The 14,542-nt window shown below is 64.8% G+C and carries 21 protein-coding genes; 5 read left to right on the forward strand and 16 right to left on the reverse strand.

Translation table 11 applies throughout. The features are described 5' to 3' along the window. Window positions 1-385 precede the first annotated feature (385 nt). The 9 genes from map to rpsH form a co-directional block, all read right to left on the reverse strand. Entirely contained in the window at window positions 386-1,183 is a 798-nt protein-coding gene (map, locus tag ACIA5H_RS04445; protein ID WP_355076141.1) for a type I methionyl aminopeptidase, read from the reverse strand. A 29-nt stretch (window positions 1,184-1,212) separates the two neighbouring features. Next, window positions 1,213-1,758, reverse strand: coding sequence for an adenylate kinase (locus ACIA5H_RS04450; protein ID WP_379251983.1), 546 nt, complete (start codon window positions 1,756-1,758; stop codon window positions 1,213-1,215). Next, window positions 1,755-3,077, reverse strand: coding sequence for a preprotein translocase subunit SecY (secY, locus tag ACIA5H_RS04455; protein ID WP_355076137.1), 1,323 nt, complete (start codon window positions 3,075-3,077; stop codon window positions 1,755-1,757). The genes ACIA5H_RS04450 and secY overlap by 4 nt, the downstream gene beginning before the upstream one ends. Before the next feature lie 172 nt (window positions 3,078-3,249). Beyond that, on the reverse strand, window positions 3,250-3,693 hold the full coding sequence (gene rplO / locus ACIA5H_RS04460) for a 50S ribosomal protein L15 (protein WP_039795561.1): 444 nt from the start codon (window positions 3,691-3,693) through the stop codon (window positions 3,250-3,252). 1 nt (window position 3,694) lies between these two features. Beyond that, on the reverse strand, window positions 3,695-3,874 hold the full coding sequence (gene rpmD, locus ACIA5H_RS04465) for a 50S ribosomal protein L30 (RefSeq protein WP_039795559.1): 180 nt from the start codon (window positions 3,872-3,874) through the stop codon (window positions 3,695-3,697). Continuing rightward, complete coding sequence (rpsE, locus tag ACIA5H_RS04470; RefSeq protein WP_039795557.1) at window positions 3,874-4,533, reverse strand: 30S ribosomal protein S5; 660 nt, start codon at window positions 4,531-4,533, stop codon at window positions 3,874-3,876. Before rpsE ends, rpmD begins: the two co-directional genes overlap by 1 nt. Window positions 4,534-4,564: 31 nt before the next feature. Further along, a complete protein-coding gene (gene rplR / locus ACIA5H_RS04475) occupies window positions 4,565-4,972 on the reverse strand; it encodes a 50S ribosomal protein L18 (RefSeq protein WP_355076134.1) in 408 nt (135 codons plus the stop codon). Window positions 4,973-4,974: 2 nt separating this feature from the next. Further along, window positions 4,975-5,514: a 50S ribosomal protein L6 gene (gene rplF, locus ACIA5H_RS04480; RefSeq protein WP_356964784.1), complete on the reverse strand. Its 540-nt coding sequence runs from the start codon at window positions 5,512-5,514 to the stop codon at window positions 4,975-4,977. 14 nt (window positions 5,515-5,528) lie between these two features. Next, window positions 5,529-5,927, reverse strand: coding sequence for a 30S ribosomal protein S8 (gene rpsH / locus ACIA5H_RS04485; RefSeq protein ID WP_039795549.1), 399 nt, complete (start codon window positions 5,925-5,927; stop codon window positions 5,529-5,531). Window positions 5,928-6,210: 283 nt separating this feature from the next. Between rpsH and ACIA5H_RS04490 the strand changes: the two genes are divergently transcribed. The 3 genes from ACIA5H_RS04490 (at window position 6,211) to ACIA5H_RS04500 (ending at window position 7,672) form a co-directional block, all read left to right on the forward strand. After that, window positions 6,211-6,867 carry a Uma2 family endonuclease gene (locus ACIA5H_RS04490; protein WP_397073857.1) on the forward strand — a complete coding sequence of 219 codons (657 nt, stop codon included), beginning with the start codon at window positions 6,211-6,213 and terminating at the stop codon, window positions 6,865-6,867. Window positions 6,868-6,990: 123 nt separating this feature from the next. Beyond that, the gene (locus tag ACIA5H_RS04495) at window positions 6,991-7,317 is read left to right on the forward strand and encodes a helix-turn-helix domain-containing protein (RefSeq protein WP_397073859.1); all 327 of its coding nucleotides are present in this window, start codon (window positions 6,991-6,993) and stop codon (window positions 7,315-7,317) included. A gap of 151 nt (window positions 7,318-7,468) precedes the next feature. Further along, on the forward strand, window positions 7,469-7,672 hold the full coding sequence (locus tag ACIA5H_RS04500) for a hypothetical protein (protein WP_397073861.1): 204 nt from the start codon (window positions 7,469-7,471) through the stop codon (window positions 7,670-7,672). 138 nt (window positions 7,673-7,810) lie between these two features. Here the strand turns inward: ACIA5H_RS04500 and ACIA5H_RS04505 are convergent, their stop codons facing one another. Both ACIA5H_RS04505 and ACIA5H_RS04510 read right to left on the reverse strand, forming a co-directional pair. Then, complete coding sequence (locus ACIA5H_RS04505; RefSeq protein ID WP_397073863.1) at window positions 7,811-8,020, reverse strand: hypothetical protein; 210 nt, start codon at window positions 8,018-8,020, stop codon at window positions 7,811-7,813. Beyond that, window positions 8,017-8,556 carry a hypothetical protein gene (locus ACIA5H_RS04510; protein WP_397073864.1) on the reverse strand — a complete coding sequence of 180 codons (540 nt, stop codon included), beginning with the start codon at window positions 8,554-8,556 and terminating at the stop codon, window positions 8,017-8,019. Before ACIA5H_RS04510 ends, ACIA5H_RS04505 begins: the two co-directional genes overlap by 4 nt. 755 nt (window positions 8,557-9,311) lie before the next feature. On the opposite strand from ACIA5H_RS04510, the gene ACIA5H_RS04515 reads away from it, so the two are divergent. Together ACIA5H_RS04515 and ACIA5H_RS04520 are read left to right on the forward strand one after the other, a co-directional pair. Then, on the forward strand, window positions 9,312-10,211 hold the full coding sequence (locus ACIA5H_RS04515) for a helix-turn-helix domain-containing protein (RefSeq protein ID WP_397073866.1): 900 nt from the start codon (window positions 9,312-9,314) through the stop codon (window positions 10,209-10,211). After that, complete coding sequence (locus ACIA5H_RS04520) at window positions 10,195-10,407, forward strand: DUF397 domain-containing protein (protein WP_397073868.1); 213 nt, start codon at window positions 10,195-10,197, stop codon at window positions 10,405-10,407. Before ACIA5H_RS04515 ends, ACIA5H_RS04520 begins: the two co-directional genes overlap by 17 nt. A gap of 157 nt (window positions 10,408-10,564) precedes the next feature. On the opposite strand, the gene ACIA5H_RS04525 is transcribed toward ACIA5H_RS04520, so the two are convergent. The 5 genes from ACIA5H_RS04525 to ACIA5H_RS04545 form a co-directional block, all read right to left on the reverse strand. Next, complete coding sequence (locus ACIA5H_RS04525; RefSeq protein ID WP_397073870.1) at window positions 10,565-11,854, reverse strand: Fic family protein; 1,290 nt, start codon at window positions 11,852-11,854, stop codon at window positions 10,565-10,567. Between the two features lie 324 nt (window positions 11,855-12,178). Continuing rightward, complete coding sequence (locus tag ACIA5H_RS04530) at window positions 12,179-12,592, reverse strand: hypothetical protein (protein ID WP_397073872.1); 414 nt, start codon at window positions 12,590-12,592, stop codon at window positions 12,179-12,181. Further along, on the reverse strand, window positions 12,589-13,869 hold the full coding sequence (locus ACIA5H_RS04535; protein ID WP_397073874.1) for a hypothetical protein: 1,281 nt from the start codon (window positions 13,867-13,869) through the stop codon (window positions 12,589-12,591). The genes ACIA5H_RS04530 and ACIA5H_RS04535 overlap by 4 nt, the downstream gene beginning before the upstream one ends. Next, a complete protein-coding gene (locus ACIA5H_RS04540; protein WP_397073876.1) occupies window positions 13,866-14,165 on the reverse strand; it encodes a WXG100 family type VII secretion target in 300 nt (99 codons plus the stop codon). The genes ACIA5H_RS04535 and ACIA5H_RS04540 overlap by 4 nt, the downstream gene beginning before the upstream one ends. 10 nt (window positions 14,166-14,175) lie before the next feature. Continuing rightward, window positions 14,176-14,523 (reverse strand): WXG100 family type VII secretion target, encoded by a 348-nt coding sequence (locus ACIA5H_RS04545; protein ID WP_397073878.1) that lies wholly within the window; start codon window positions 14,521-14,523, stop codon window positions 14,176-14,178. Between the last annotated feature and the right edge of the window lie 19 nt (window positions 14,524-14,542).

Genomic DNA, 14,542 nt, shown 5'->3' on the forward strand with positions numbered 1-14,542 from the left:
CGTCGCGGTGTCCACGGAGCAGGCCGGATAGCGGCGAACTGCGGAGTGCGCCAAGCCGATTCGAGTAGCGGTCTACTCAGGTCACCGGCTACTGCCTCGCCATACGCTGACGGCATCGTTCAGAACAGTTCGAAACCAAGGAGAAAGTAACCGTTCCACCCCGCACGGGCACCGACCGGCCCACCGCTTCGGCTCGACGCGAAGGACGCGGGTGCAAGGAACGACGTCACCGATCCAGCGAACGCTGGGTATCGCCGGGTGGCGTGTCGGCGCATGGTGCCCGCACGCGGAGAAGCGGCGAGATCGACCAGGAATCCTGGCGTCGGTGCGGCTCGTTTCCTCGCCGCGCAGTGTCACCGAACCGGACCCGTCCGACGGCCGCGCACTACTCCGGACGCAACGTCAGGATCCGGGGTCCGTCCTCCGTGACGGCGACCGTGTGCTCCCAATGTGCCGCACGACTGCCGTCCACGGTGACCACGGTCCAGTCGTCGTCGAGCACCTTCGTCTGGGTGGTGCCGAGCGTGAGCATGGGCTCGATCGCGAGCACCGATCCCACCACGAGCTTCGGGCCCTTACCCGGCTCGCCCTCGTTGGCGAGGAACGGATCGAGGTGCATCTCGCGCCCGATGGCATGTCCACCGTAGCCGTCGACGATGCCGTAGCCGCGCCCGTGCTCCTTCTCGGCCGCCCGGGTGCCCAGCTCGATGGCGTGCGAGACGTCGGTCAGCCGGTTACCGGGCAACATCGCCGCGATGCCGGCCTCCATCGACGACTTGGTCGCCTCGCTGAGCAACCGATCGGCCTCGATGATGGTGCCGACGCCGAACGTCCAGGCCGAATCGCCGTGCCAGCCGTCGAGAATCGCGCCGCAGTCGATGGACACCAGGTCGCCCTCGGCGAGAATCTCCCCCGCCGTCGGAATCCCGTGCACCACGCGGTCGTTCACCGATGCGCAGATGGACGCCGGGAAGCCGTGGTAGCCCTTGAAGGAGGGCACCGCGCCCGCGTCCCGGATCACCTGCTCGGCGACCTCGTCCAGTTCCGCGGTGGACACCCCGGGCTTGGCGGCCGCGCGCACGGCCACCAAAGCGCGGCCGACGATCGCGCCCGCCGCCGCCATGGCGTCCAGTTCGCCTGCCGTCCGGAACGGCACGACCTTCTTCTTGCGGTTGAAGACCATCCGCCCTCAGCGCTCCATCGCGAGTCGGCTCAGTGGCCCAGCGCGCGCAGCGCCCGCGCATTGACGTCGTCGACCTCGCCGACGCCGTCCACCGAGACGACCAGGCCGTCGTAGTGGTCCAGCAGCGGCTCGGTCTCCTCGCGGTACACCCGCAGCCGGTTGCGGATCACGCTCTCGTTGTCGTCGGCGCGGCCGCGCGCGAGCATCCGCTCGACCACGGTGTCCTCGGGGACGACGAAGCGCAGCACCGCGTCGAGCGAGGTGTTCATGTGCTTGAGGATCTTCTCCAGCGCGTCGGCCTGGTCGACCGTGCGCGGGTAGCCGTCGAGGACGAAGCCGTTGGCGGCGTCGGGCTCGTTGACCCGCGCCTCCACCATGCGATTGGTCACGTCGCTGGGCACCAGGTCGCCCGCGTCCATGTACTTCTGCGCCTCGCGACCCAGCGGGGTCTGCTGGCTGATATTCGCGCGGAACAGGTCCCCGGTGGAGATGTGCGGAACGCCCAGCTTCTCCGACAGCAGGACGGCCTGGGTGCCTTTACCGGCGCCCGGCGGACCGAGCAGTACAACTCTCACTTGAGGAACCCTTCGTAATTTCGATTCATCAGCTGGCTCTCGATCTGCTTCACGGTGTCCAAACCGACGCTCACCATGATCAGCACCGCGGTACCGCCGAACGGAAGGTTCTGGGTACCGCCGGAGGCGCCGATGTCGAGGAACAGGTTCGGCAGCACCGCTACCAGACCGAGATAGATCGAGCCGGGGAGGGTGATACGGCTCAGGACGAAGTTGAGGTAGTCGGCCGTCGGCTTGCCGGGCCGGTAGCCCGGAATGAAGCCGCCGAACTTCTTCATCTCGTCGGCGCGCTCCTCCGGGTTGAAGGTGATCGCGACGTAGAAGTAGGTGAAGAACACGATCAAGCTGAAGTAGATCGCGATGTACACCGGGTTGCCGGGATTCACCAGGTATTTCTGGATGATCTCCTGCCACCAGCTCGGATTCTGGTTGTTCTGCGACCCCGTCAGCTGCGCCACCAGGTTCGGCAGGTACAGCAGCGACGAGGCGAAGATGACCGGGATCACGCCCGCCTGGTTCACCTTCAACGGCAGGTAGGTCGAGGAGCCGCCGTACATCTTCCGGCCGACCACGCGCTTGGCGTATTGGACCGGGATCCGGCGCTGGCCCTGCTCGACGAAGATCACGGCAGTGATGATCGCCAGCGCGGCGACACACACCAGCCCGAAGACCAGACCGCCCCGGCTGTCCAGGATCGCCTTGCCCTCGCTCGGGATGCGGGCGGCGATACCCGAGAAGATCAGCAGGGACATACCGTTGCCGATGCCGCGCTCGGTGATCTGCTCGCCGAACCACATCACCAGCGCCGCGCCCGCGGTCATCACGAGCACGATGATGATCATGCCGAAGATGCTGGTGTCGGCCAGGATGTCCTTCTGGCAGCCCTGCAGCAGCTGGCGGCGGGCCGCGAGCGCGACCAGGCCGGTGGCCTGCAGGATCGCGAGGGCGATCGACAGGTATCTGGTGTACTGCGTCATCTTGGTCTGGCCGGATTGGCCTTCCTTGCGCAGTTCCTCGAACCGCGGGATGACGACCGTGAGCAGCTGGATGATGATGCTCGCGGTGATGTAGGGCATGATGCCGATCGCGAAGACCGACAGCTGCAACAGCGCACCACCGGAGAACAGGTTGATCAGCTGGTAGATGCCGCCGGACTCACCGCCCGAGACCAGGTCGATGCACTCCTGGACCGCCTTGTAGTCGACACCGGGGGACGGCAGCGAGGCACCCAGCCGGTACAACGCGATCAACCCCAGCGTGAAGAGAATCTTCCGCCGTAAGTCCGGAGTCCGGAAGGCCGATACGAAGGCGGAAAGCACTGATCCTCCTGGCGAACGACATGGTCATGACATGGATGTTCAGCGATGTCCCTGCTCGACATAGAAGGGACGCCGAAAACCACGACGAGGCTTGGCAGACAACAATTGAACTCTAACAGTGGCACCGGACGAGCTCTCCACTCGTCCGGCGCCGCTGTAATGCAGAGTACCGTCAGCCCAGCTCGGTGACGGTGCCACCGGCGGCGGTGATCTTCTCCTTCGCCGCGCCGGTGACCTTGTCCGCGGTCACCTGGACCGCGACGCCGATCTCACCATCGCCCAGGACCTTGACCAGCTGGTTCTTGCGAACCGCACCGGCCGCCACGAGCTCGGCCTTGCCGACCTCGCCGCCCTCGGGGAACAGCTTCGCGATCTTGCCGACGTTCACGACCTGGTATTCCGTGCGGAACGGGTTCGTGAAGCCCTTGAGCTTGGGCAGCCGCATGTGGATCGGCATCTGCCCACCCTCGAAGGCGGCCGGGACGTTCTTACGCGCCTTGGTGCCCTTGGTACCACGGCCCGCCGTCTTGCCCTTGGAGCCCTCACCGCGACCCACACGGATCTTCTCGGTCTTGGCGCCGGGAGCCGGACGCAGGTGATGCAACTTGATGGTCATGTCAGACCTCCTCAACGGTCACGAGGTGGCGCACGACATTGATCAGCCCGCGGTTCTGGGCGTTGTCCTCGCGGACCACGGTCTTGCGGATACCGCGCAGACCGAGGGTCCGAAGACTGTCCCGCTGATTCTTCTTGGCGCCGATCGAACTCTTGATCTGGGTCACCTTGAGATCTGCCATTACTTGACACCTCCGGCAGCCTGAGCGCGCGCACGCAGCATGCCGGCAGGGGCGACGTCCTCGAGCGGCAGGCCACGGCGGGCCGCGACCTCTTCCGGACGCTGCAGCTGCTTGAGGGCAGTGACAGTCGCGTGCACGACGTTGATGGCGTTGTCGCTACCGAGCGACTTCGCCAGAATGTCGTGGATACCGGCGCACTCCAGCACGGCACGAGCCGCGCCACCGGCGATCACACCGGTACCCGGCGAGGCCGGACGCAGCATGACCACACCGGCGGCCGCCTCACCCTGAACCGGGTGCGTGATGGTGGAGCCGATCATCGGGACGCGGAAGAAGTTCTTGCGAGCCTCTTCGACACCCTTCTGGATGGCCGCGGGAACTTCCTTGGCCTTGCCGTAGCCGACGCCGACCAGGCCGTTGCCGTCACCGACGATCACGAGGGCGGTGAAGCTGAAGCGCCGACCACCCTTCACGACCTTGGAGACGCGGTTGATCGCGACGACCCGCTCGAGCTGGTTCTTCTCCGCGGCGTTGTCGCGACGGTCGCCACCGCCCCGACGGTCGCCGCCACCGCGACGATCGCCGCGGCCGCCCTCGGGGGCGCTGCCATTCTGTCCGGCGGGTCCGCTTCCGCCGTCACGCCTCTGACGTCCCGGCATCAGACGTTCCTTCCGTTCTTGTTATCGATCATCAGAATTTCAACCCACCTTCGCGAGCGGCATCGGCCAGTGCGGCGATCCGGCCGTGGTAGTCGTGCCCACCACGGTCGAACACGACGGCCTCGACACCGGCGGCCTTGGCACGCTCGGCCAGCAGGGCGCCGACCTTCTTGCTCTTGGCCGACTTGTCGCCGTCCACCGCGCGCACGTCGGCCTCGATGGTCGAGGCGGCGGCGATGGTCTTGCCGACCGAGTCGTCGACCAGCTGCGCGTGCAGGTGGCGCGAGGAGCGGTTGACCACCAGGCGCGGACGCTCGGTGGTACCCGCGAGCTTCTTGCGCAGGCGGAAGTGACGGCGCGTCTTCGACAGACGGCGCTGCGTCGACACGTCCTTGCCCAGGGGGATGCGCTTGGCCTTCTGGTTTTCGGTTTGCGCCATGATCACTTACCCGTCTTTCCGACCTTGCGGCGAACGACCTCGCCGGCGTAGCGGATGCCCTTGCCCTTGTACGGGTCAGGCTTGCGCAGGCCGTGGATGACCGCCGAAATCTGGCCGACCTTCTGCTTGTCGATTCCGGACACGGAGAACTTGGTGGGCGACTCCACCGCGAACGTGATCCCCTCGGGGGCCTCGATCGGCACCGGGTGGCTGTAGCCGAGGGCGAACTCGAGGTTCTGGCCCTTCAGCGCCACGCGGTAACCGACGCCGAAGATTTCCATCTTCTTCTCGTAGCCCTGGGTCACGCCGACGACCATGTTCGACACCAGAGTGCGGGTCAGGCCGTGCAGCGCGCGGCTGCGGCGCTCGTCGTCCGGACGGGCGACCTCGAGCTGGCCGTCCTCGCCCTTGGCGACGGTGATCGGCTCGGCGACGGTGAGCGACAGGGTGCCCTTGGGCCCCTTCACCGAGATGTCCTGGCCGTCGATGGTGATGTCGACGCCAGCGGGGATTGCGATGGGCTTCTTACCAATACGCGACATTGTCCTGACCTCCCTTACCAGACGTAAGCGAGGACTTCGCCGCCCACGCCCTGCTTGGCCGCCTGCTTGTCGGTCAGCAGGCCGGAGGACGTGGAGATGATCGCCACGCCGAGGCCGCCGAGCACCTTGGGCAGGTTGGTGGATTTCGCGTACACGCGCAGACCGGGCTTGGAGACGCGGCGCACGCCGGCGAGGCTGCGCTCACGGCTCGGGCCGTACTTGAGGTCGACGATGAGCGTCTTGCCCACCTGTGCGTCCTCGGTCCGGTAGTCGGCGATGTAACCCTCGCGCTTGAGGATCTCGGCGATGTTCGCCTTGAGCTTCGAGTGCGGAGCCTTCACCTGATCGTGGTACGCCGAGTTGGCGTTGCGCAGACGTGTCAGGAAGTCTGCGATCGGATCAGTCATGGTCATGGTTCGACCTAGACACCTTTCTCGCCGCGGTTCCCATACAGCGCAGCCATGCACATCGGCATGCCCAGCGGTGGGCCTACGACAATTCGGATGGTCCGGCCGACCCTTGCCGACCGGAGGAGGTTCGATCGCCCGAGCGCACGCATGCGGACATGGAGGTGCCCAGGCAACCGCTCTAGTGTAGGCAAGGGGTTCACCTGGGCAAAATCGGGGTGTGTGAGGTGCCCGCTTCGCTGGACTCATGACCAGCGGAAACAGCCCGTGACCGGGCTAACATGAACCCATGGCAAGTCCGCGCACCGAACGACCGGACCTCCCCGAGTACATGACGTGGGAGGAGCTCGAACAGCTGCCCGAAGAAATCGCCGGGCAGATCGAACTGTGGGATGGGCGTGTCGTCTGGCTACGACGGGGGCCTGCCGAACATCAGGCGTTCACATTCGCGCTGACCAGCGCCCTGAAGCGAAGCGCTCGCGAAGGCATGGCGAAGCAGCCCGAGCGCTGCTGGCGCGTCGACTTCGAAACCAATGTGTTCTTCGGCCAGGCCGGAAAATCCGACTTCGTGACACCCGATTTTCTCGTCTATCGCTGCCTGGATGCTCCTTATCAAGACATCCGAGCAGACGACGTCCTGCTGGTCGGCGAGGTCCTTTCTCCGTCGAACACCCAGACCGACATGTACGCCAAGCAGGCGCGTTATGCCAGGGCAGGCATCCCCATGTACTGGGAGGTGACGCTGGAACGCGAGAGGAGTGCCATCGAGATGGTTCGCGCTTTCGCGCTGGAGACGACCCACGGCAAGCTGCTTCCGCCCGGCGTGCACCCCTTGCGCACGGCCAACTACCTCGTAACGGACGAGTGGTCCCCGAAGAACTCCGATGCCATCACCATCGACTTCCCGTTCCCGATCCACATCCCCTGGTCGGAGTTGGAGTTCTGACCGCGCCGCCTACCGCGAGGAGGCCGAGGGCAAACCCGCTATCGAGATGCGAAGAACATGCGAGGCCGAACACGGCCCCACCCACGACGAGTTCCTTCGCACTATCGAGAAGGAAGAGCTGTGATGCCCCACAGTCGATGGCAGACGGGTAGCGACCAAGGGCTGACCGAGCCCGAGGCCGTCAGCGAAGTGCTTCATGAAATCAGACTGGCCATGGAACTCGCCGCCGCCGTATACAACCGTCGCACGGAGCTCGGACTCACCCAAGCCGAACTCGCCGACCGGGCGGGACTGACGCAGGCGAAGATCTCCCGGATCGAGGGATCCGACGCCGTCCCCACCCTTCCGCTGCTGACAAAGCTGGCACGAGCCCTGGACGCTTCGCTGCACATCACCATCGACGCCGACGACGCACGCGTCAGCTTCACACCGCACACCAGCGCGGCGTAGCGCTCGCTGCGCCCGGCTTCCGGCGTTCGTCCCCTCGCACAGAGCCGAAATGAACCGCCTCCCATATGGCTCGCGACAGCTTCGCGCACACCTCTGCCACAGTGTGCATATGCCTCTCGAGCGAATCACGGTCCACGCTGATACTGCCGACTTGGCCGTCATCGAGGACGCGGCAATGCGGACGGGCGTCAGCAGTGCGGATATCCTTCGCGACGCTATTCACCTGGCCGCGATGCGGGTCCGCCGATCGCGGCCGCTACGCCTGAATCGTTTCGCCAGCGGCGATCCCACACTCGCCGAACGCGTCGACGACATCCTCGCCGGTGACCTCAATTGCAACCCGGACCGCCGATGACACGCGGCGTCCGCGAGTGGCACACCACTGCGCCATCGGCCGAGTAAGCCTCTCGACGGTGTGCCACTCGCGGCCCCGTCGCACGGGGTGATTATGCCCGAGTCGAAGATTCGTCCGCGGCTTGTGGCGCGAGCGTCTTCACGGCTGCAAGTAGAGGCGCTCGCACGGCAAACGTGGCAGGCCTGCGGTATCACCAGGAACAACGATGAGGTCGGCAGCAGCGCGCACCGCACGCCACTCCTTGATGAACCGCACGGCTGCGGTATGGCAAGCGGCGAAGTCGAGACTCAGGCCGCCGATCAGTACGCGCAGGTGGACATCGGGCTCCTCCGGGCGCGGGGTTGTCACGCCCTCTCCTGCGGCTCGGCGGCGGCAGGCGCGGGTCCCGCGTTGCGCGGAATCTTCGGTCGCAGTCGCCCGGCGGCTACCGCTTCCACCATGGCGTTGAACCCGTCCCAGTGCCGGACGTGGTGGAGAATCTGATCCTCGGTGATGCCGCCGGGTTGCTGTTCCTCTCGGCGGCAGCGCACGAAATCCGCGGTGAGCAGGCTGACCAGCTCGCCGTAGGAGTAATGCATCTCCTGGGCGTCCGCAGCAGGCCGGTAACCCTCTCGGCTCGCCGTTTCGAGCAGGTCTTCCACATATCGGTCGATCGCCCAGATATGCAGGTCCATCAGATAGGCGGGCTGGTGGCTCATCGGGCGAGCAGGCGTGCGGCTCTCGTAGTGGCGGACCCACACGCCGAGCAGTCCGACGGCCGACACCATCAGCGCGTCCGCCGGTTCGATGCGGCCGTTGAAGATATCGAAGAATGCACGGGTGCCGGGCAGGCGCAGCTCACGAATTTGCTTCTCATCCGGGTCAATTCGCCGACCGGTTGTCACCGAACTCCCCTGGTCGGCGTTGAAGTTCCGGTAAAACCGAGCGCGGACAGGTTGGTCGCTCGCGGCGGAAGGCATCGGCTGATCGCCGCGACCACCACCATCGCCGAGGGACGAAAACCGTCCCGAGGCGGCTCGACCCAATGCCGCACCGCAGGAGGGCGATCGGCCGGCGACGGCAAGGCGATCGCCCGGCCGTGGCCGTAAACCGTGACACCAGCCCGATACAACTGGGCGCACGCAGCGGTCGAGTCCGGGAGATCGGGACGCACGAGAAAGACCCAGCAGCCCGATCTCGGGTACGACACGATCGGCCCGATAGCGCTTCCTCGCCGCCGGAGTTCCTCGCGGACCTCGTGGCCGAGATACGCCGCCATCCCCAGTCCCCATACGCTGCCAGCCGGGACCGTGATGCGGCCGGTGTGCGGGTCCACACCTGCGGCGAGTCCGCCGATACGGCGATAGAACGCGCACCTGGTGGTGGGAGTGTCTCGAAAGGAGCCTTCCTGCATGGTGTTCCCCTGCCATCGAGTGAGTCGGAAGCGCGCCCTATCGCGGAATGCTCGCCGCTTGGAATCGAGAAAGTCCTGTTCAGCGGTCTGGCGCACGCACAGCACACCAGCCGGGCACCGCCCACTTCGACCTGATTCGCGTATTCCCGGCAACTTCTTCGAAAGCCCTGGACAGCATCGAATTCTGCGGTATCAATGGATGCAGTTCAGACCGCGTGCTGGATTCATTCACCTGGGGGAAAGCCGATGACCGAAGTCGAGTCGCCGACGCTGCTGCGCCGCCAGCTCGGCAGATTTCTGCGCGAGGCGCGTGAAGGCCGGGGCCTCACGATCGCCATCGCCGCGAGGGAAGTTCAACTCAGCTTCAACGGGCTACAACGCCTGGAAACCGGACGAGCGGTGAAGCCACGCCGCCAAGACGTACGCGAGCTGTGCATGCTGTACGAGGTGAACGCCGAACAGACCGAACAAGCGGTGGGGCTGGCGTCGCGCGCGGCTACGGCGCGCGACGAGGACGGTGTCACGCCGCTCGGCGGACTGTTCTCGGATGCGTTCAACATGTACGTCGGCATGGAGCGGTCCGCCCAGCGGCTGACGTCTTACGAGGTCCAAGTGCCTGGACTGCTACAGACCGCTGACTACGCCCGCGCCTTGATCGGCGCGTTTCTGCACGACGGCTCTCCCGAGGAAATCGAACACCGCGTGCGGGTCCGCCTCAATAGGCAGGTGGCTGTCACCCGAAAGACCCGCCCCGTCGACCTTCACGTGCTTCTAGATGAAGCAGCGTTGTACCGGATGGTCGGCGGACCGAAGGTGATGGCCAACCAACATCGCTACCTGGCCGATGTCAGCACTCGGCCCAACGTCACGCTGCGCATCCACCCATATTCGGCCGGATACACCCGCGGCATCCTGCATGGCTCGTTTGTTCTCTTGGACTTCGGCACCAACAGCAAGGGATCGCCGATCGAACCCCCAGTCGTCTATCTAGACGGCGGGATGAGTAGCGATCTCTATCTCGAAAGACCAGAAATAGTCCAGCGTTACACTGAAATGGCCGAAGCCATCCGCCAGACGGCGCTGGACGAGAAGACCTCGCGAGACCTGCTCCGCCGGGTAGCAAGGAGTTATGACGGTGACCGCTGACCTATCCGAAGCACGCTGGTTCAAGAGCAGCCACAGCGCCTCCAACGGCCAGTGCGTAGAGATCGCCCATCTGAACGACGGCACGGTCGGCATGCGCGACTCCAAGAACCCGACCGGCCCGGCCCTGACGTTCACCCCCACCGCCTGGGACACCTTCATGTCCGCAACCAAAGACGGCGAATTCAACCGCCGCTGAACGTCTTCCGTGCCCTAGGATCGTCCCCTGAGCCCCGGATGATAGCCCAACAGCAGCCAACTCCATATCGAACGACGAGCCGTCCGCGATGACACTGGCGTCCCGAGAGCATGCGGGCGCTCGAATCGGGAGAGCCGGTGCCCTCGTCGGCCGCAGGTCAACCGCCAGACTGCATCTTCTTCGACGGCACCGGGCGTGCCGGGTCCGATGTTCGAGTGTCGCCCTCCGGGCTGGCAAGACGTCGTTCCAAGGCGGTGAAAGCGCTGATCGCCTCGGGCGACTCGAAGGCCCTGTTGCGTCGTCCGACGGTGAGCTGGCGCAGGATTCCGGCTTCGGCCAGGCGCTGTACGGCCGCGTTCGCGGCTGGAAAGCTGCGGCCGGTCAGCGTCGCCGCTGTGGCGACGGTGAGGATGGGAGCTCCCACCAGCTTGCCGAGCAGCAGATCCAGCGCGGAGTTCGCCCGTACCGGCGCCACTCGATCTCGCCACGATCTCTGCAAATCCGCAGCTTTCATCTCGAAAGCGGTCGCATCCTGCGCCGCGCGAGTACAGGCGGCGGCGAAGCGCGCCACCCAGATGTTCAAGTCGTCGGTGGCCTGTTGGGAATCGGGCGCACCGACGTACCGGAAGCGAGTCAGACCGTCGATATAGCTATCGCCCCACGTGGCGAGGATGAGCGAGACAGGCGCGACGACGCGTTCGGCCACGCCACGGCGGCGCAGGATCAAGTGGATCAATGCTCGACCGGTTCGGCCGTTGCCGTCGATGAATGGGTGGATCGTCTCGAACTGCGCGTGGGCGACGGCGGCTTGCGCGACAGCGGGCGGATCGTCGCTATTACAAAACACGATCAAGTCCTTCATCAGTTCGGGGACAAGCTCTGGTGGCGGCGGAACGAATACGGCCGAGCAGGGATTGAAGGAGCTGCCGCCGATCCAGTTCTGCGCGTCTCGAAAACACCCGCCATGCTGTGCGAGTCTGGTGCCGGTGAGCAGCCGCCGATGGACTTCGAGCAGAACTTCCTCGGTGATCGGCTCACCACGGCCGACCGCACTGGTGGCCAGTGCCATAGCGTCGATATTCGCCAGAACCTCGGCGGCCGTCACGTCCGATGATTCGCCCTCGAGCTGGCGCGCCGCCTCCGCGCGCAATAGCCGACGTGCGCCGACCACCAGCCCCTCGATCCGTGACGATGCGATGGCCTCGGCGCGCAGCAGCAACCGAGACAACGCTTCGGTCTCGACAAGCGCTACCGCCTCGGTATCGAGACGGGTGATCGCCACCTCAGCGTCGACGACATCGGCGGCGGTCTCGCTGGTCAAGACGATGCGGCGACCAGCAAGCAGATCGGGCAGGTACACCTGGTATGTGCCGGAGCCACGGTCTCGTCTGGACAGGCCGCCGCCATCCAGGTTGCCAGCCCACCGCCGTCGCGCAAACTTTGCCATGCCACCTCCTTATTAAAGGTTAACAGATAACCTTTAATAAGACCGGCTCGACTTTAAGGTTCCCCGCGAGACGGCAGTGCGGGACTGCATCCGGGCGGGCACGCTCCGGCCAGATCGCCGGGAGCCTCTCCAATCGCCACATCGCAGACGCTGCGCACCGGATACGGCAAGCCTGGCGTCACCACGCGGGAAGCGGCACCAGGATCGAAAGCCCAGGCCCTATAAGGAGATCACGATCCCATTCCGAACGGCCGAGCCTTCCCCTTCAACAGCAAGGACTGCGAACAACGCCACCTCAACTGTGATGGCAAGGGCATGGCCTTCTTACGCATGCAAGTAGGGATCGTCCGCCCAAGGATCACCATAGTTCTCGTACGGATCGCCCAGCTCCCGCAACCGCCGTCTGCCGCTTTCGGTTATCCGCGCCCTGAAGATCTCGCTGGAGCCGATCTCGCTATCAGCAATACTCAGATACCCCGGAACCCCGTTATAGCCATCCGAAATCCGCCTGATCGCTTCCTTTGTACCGACATTCCAGGGCTCCCACCCCCTGCCGCCTCCGGGGAAGGCGCCGAACTCGATATATCCCTCGTTCGCCAATTCTTCGACAACCCGCAGCACATACGTGCGCGAATATTCTTCCGCTGCGATTCTCTCGATCGTCCCGTCGAACTCGCCGATCGGAGCCCAATCGTCCGCTATGTTGTATAGAAGGAAGTTCTCCAGCTTCTCGATCATGGCAGATGCACCTTTACTGGCCTCTTACTTCCCGGATAAAGGATGTCGATAGTAACGCCACCCGATTCGCTTTTGTCTCTGATTCTTATCTCTGTACCGTCTTCCAAGCGAGCGCCCCTGCCGGGATAGCCACCGACATCCAGAGTATCAGCGCCCCTGGTCAAGTCCTCGTACAGCTGCCTGATTTCAGCATCGGAGTCCAATTGCCTATTCGGCTTATTTCTACCGGGCGTCGTTCTGGCATCGAGTTCGTTCCTTACTTCGTCCGCATTCTTGGGGCCCACCTTCGGTGGCGCCTTCTCGACGTTGTCAATCCTTTTCCGCAGTCGATCGCGCAGGTCGGTGACGACTTTCCTGGCCTTGACGGCGGCATCCTTCGCCTCCTGGCGGATCCCCGCGATCTGGAGGGCCTTGCGCGCACGCCAGGCGATGATGCCGTCTTTGATCTTCCCGGCCCATTTCCGCACCGAGTCCAGAGCCTTGGCGGCGGTGACCGCTCCCGCTCCGAAGCTGATCAGCGACAGGCCCACGGTGATCGCAGCGTCGATGGCGAGCTCTTGGACGAGAGAATCCAAGAAGCCCTTGATCTCATTGCGGAGTTCCGTCAGCGCGTCCTTGTATGCGAGGCAGGATTGGCTGATCTGGGTGCACGCGGTCAGCAGTTGATCGATGGAGCTCGCAAGGGATTTGAGGTCGTCTCGGATGTGGCCCGCGTCGTCGGCGGTGACGCTGTCGAACAGGCTCGCCGCGATCGTGATCTTGTCGCGGGCGTTCGTGTTCTGGTAGATCGTGCCGAGGCGATCCCAGGCGTCGGCTGCCTTGGCGAGTTTTCCAGTGTCGCCGTCGGGAACGGGGATGCCGATGTGGCTGATGATATTGATGCCCCTGTCGACGATCCCTTGGCCAGGGCCACCAGCGGAAGCCGGGACCGAGAAGGGGCCGAACACAGGCATTCCCGGGTCTGTCGGCCGGTCCGGCTGCGGCGCGCCCTTCATGGTGGCGTCGGCTTGCGCGTGCGTGAAGCCGATGTCGTTGAGGGCGCTGCCGTATGCGTACAGCGTGGAGTGGACGTCCTGGAAGAATCCCACCGCTTCGTAGGCGGAGGTGTTGTACGAACGCGCCCACTCCTGGCCGTTCTCGTCTACGCCCGCCATCGATCCGCATTCGGACAGCTCCGCGAAGATGTACAGAAAGCTGTCCCGCAGCGCGGAGGCCGCGTCGAAGCAGTTGGTGGCCGCTTGGTAGTAAGCCTTCGGATCGACAGCCAAAGCCGTCATACCCCGAGGATCCTCAAGCCCTCGGCAACAGCTCCGGTATAGCCGTCGTGGGCGAGTTTCACGGCCTCCTCCAAAGCCGTGAGCCCTTCGGCGATGTCGGTGGCTCCCGCCAACCACTCGTCGTGCGCTTCCCGGTAGGCCACCATCGCCGCACCGGCCGACGCGGCGTCGACTTCCTTGACTTTCTGGTCGATCGCCGCCAGCTGATCGGCAAGCAACCCCGCGAAGCCTCGGATCCGGGCGGCCAAGTTCTCGAGTTTCTCGAGCTCGACCGAGAAGGCCTCTGCGTCGGACATGCGGTCCCCCTCAGGGCAGATCGAGCGAGCTGACGCCCGCCGCGAATGATTGATCGGCGCCGCGCACGGTGTCCGCGGTGATTCCCAGCTTCTCCGCCAGCTCGAACAGCGCATCCCACACCTGCACCGCCCCTTGATGGAACTCTTCCCACCCGGCCGCGAAAGCGCCTGCGTTGCTACCAGTCCAGCTCTCCAGCAAGTCGCGGACATCGGTCTCCAATGCCGAATACCCGTCCCGGCACTGAGTGGCGACATCGAAGGCCAAGCGCCCCAAGGCTTTGACTGCATCGGTATCGACCGACAGCGATGGCTGCTCCCCGACCAACCCTCTGCCCCCTCTGTCATCGAACAGTCCCACCGACAAAGTACTCCGGCCA

It is taken from the genome of Nocardia sp. NPDC051900, from assembly GCF_044452545.1.
Classification (GTDB): Bacteria; Actinomycetota; Actinomycetes; order Mycobacteriales; family Mycobacteriaceae; genus Nocardia; species Nocardia sichangensis.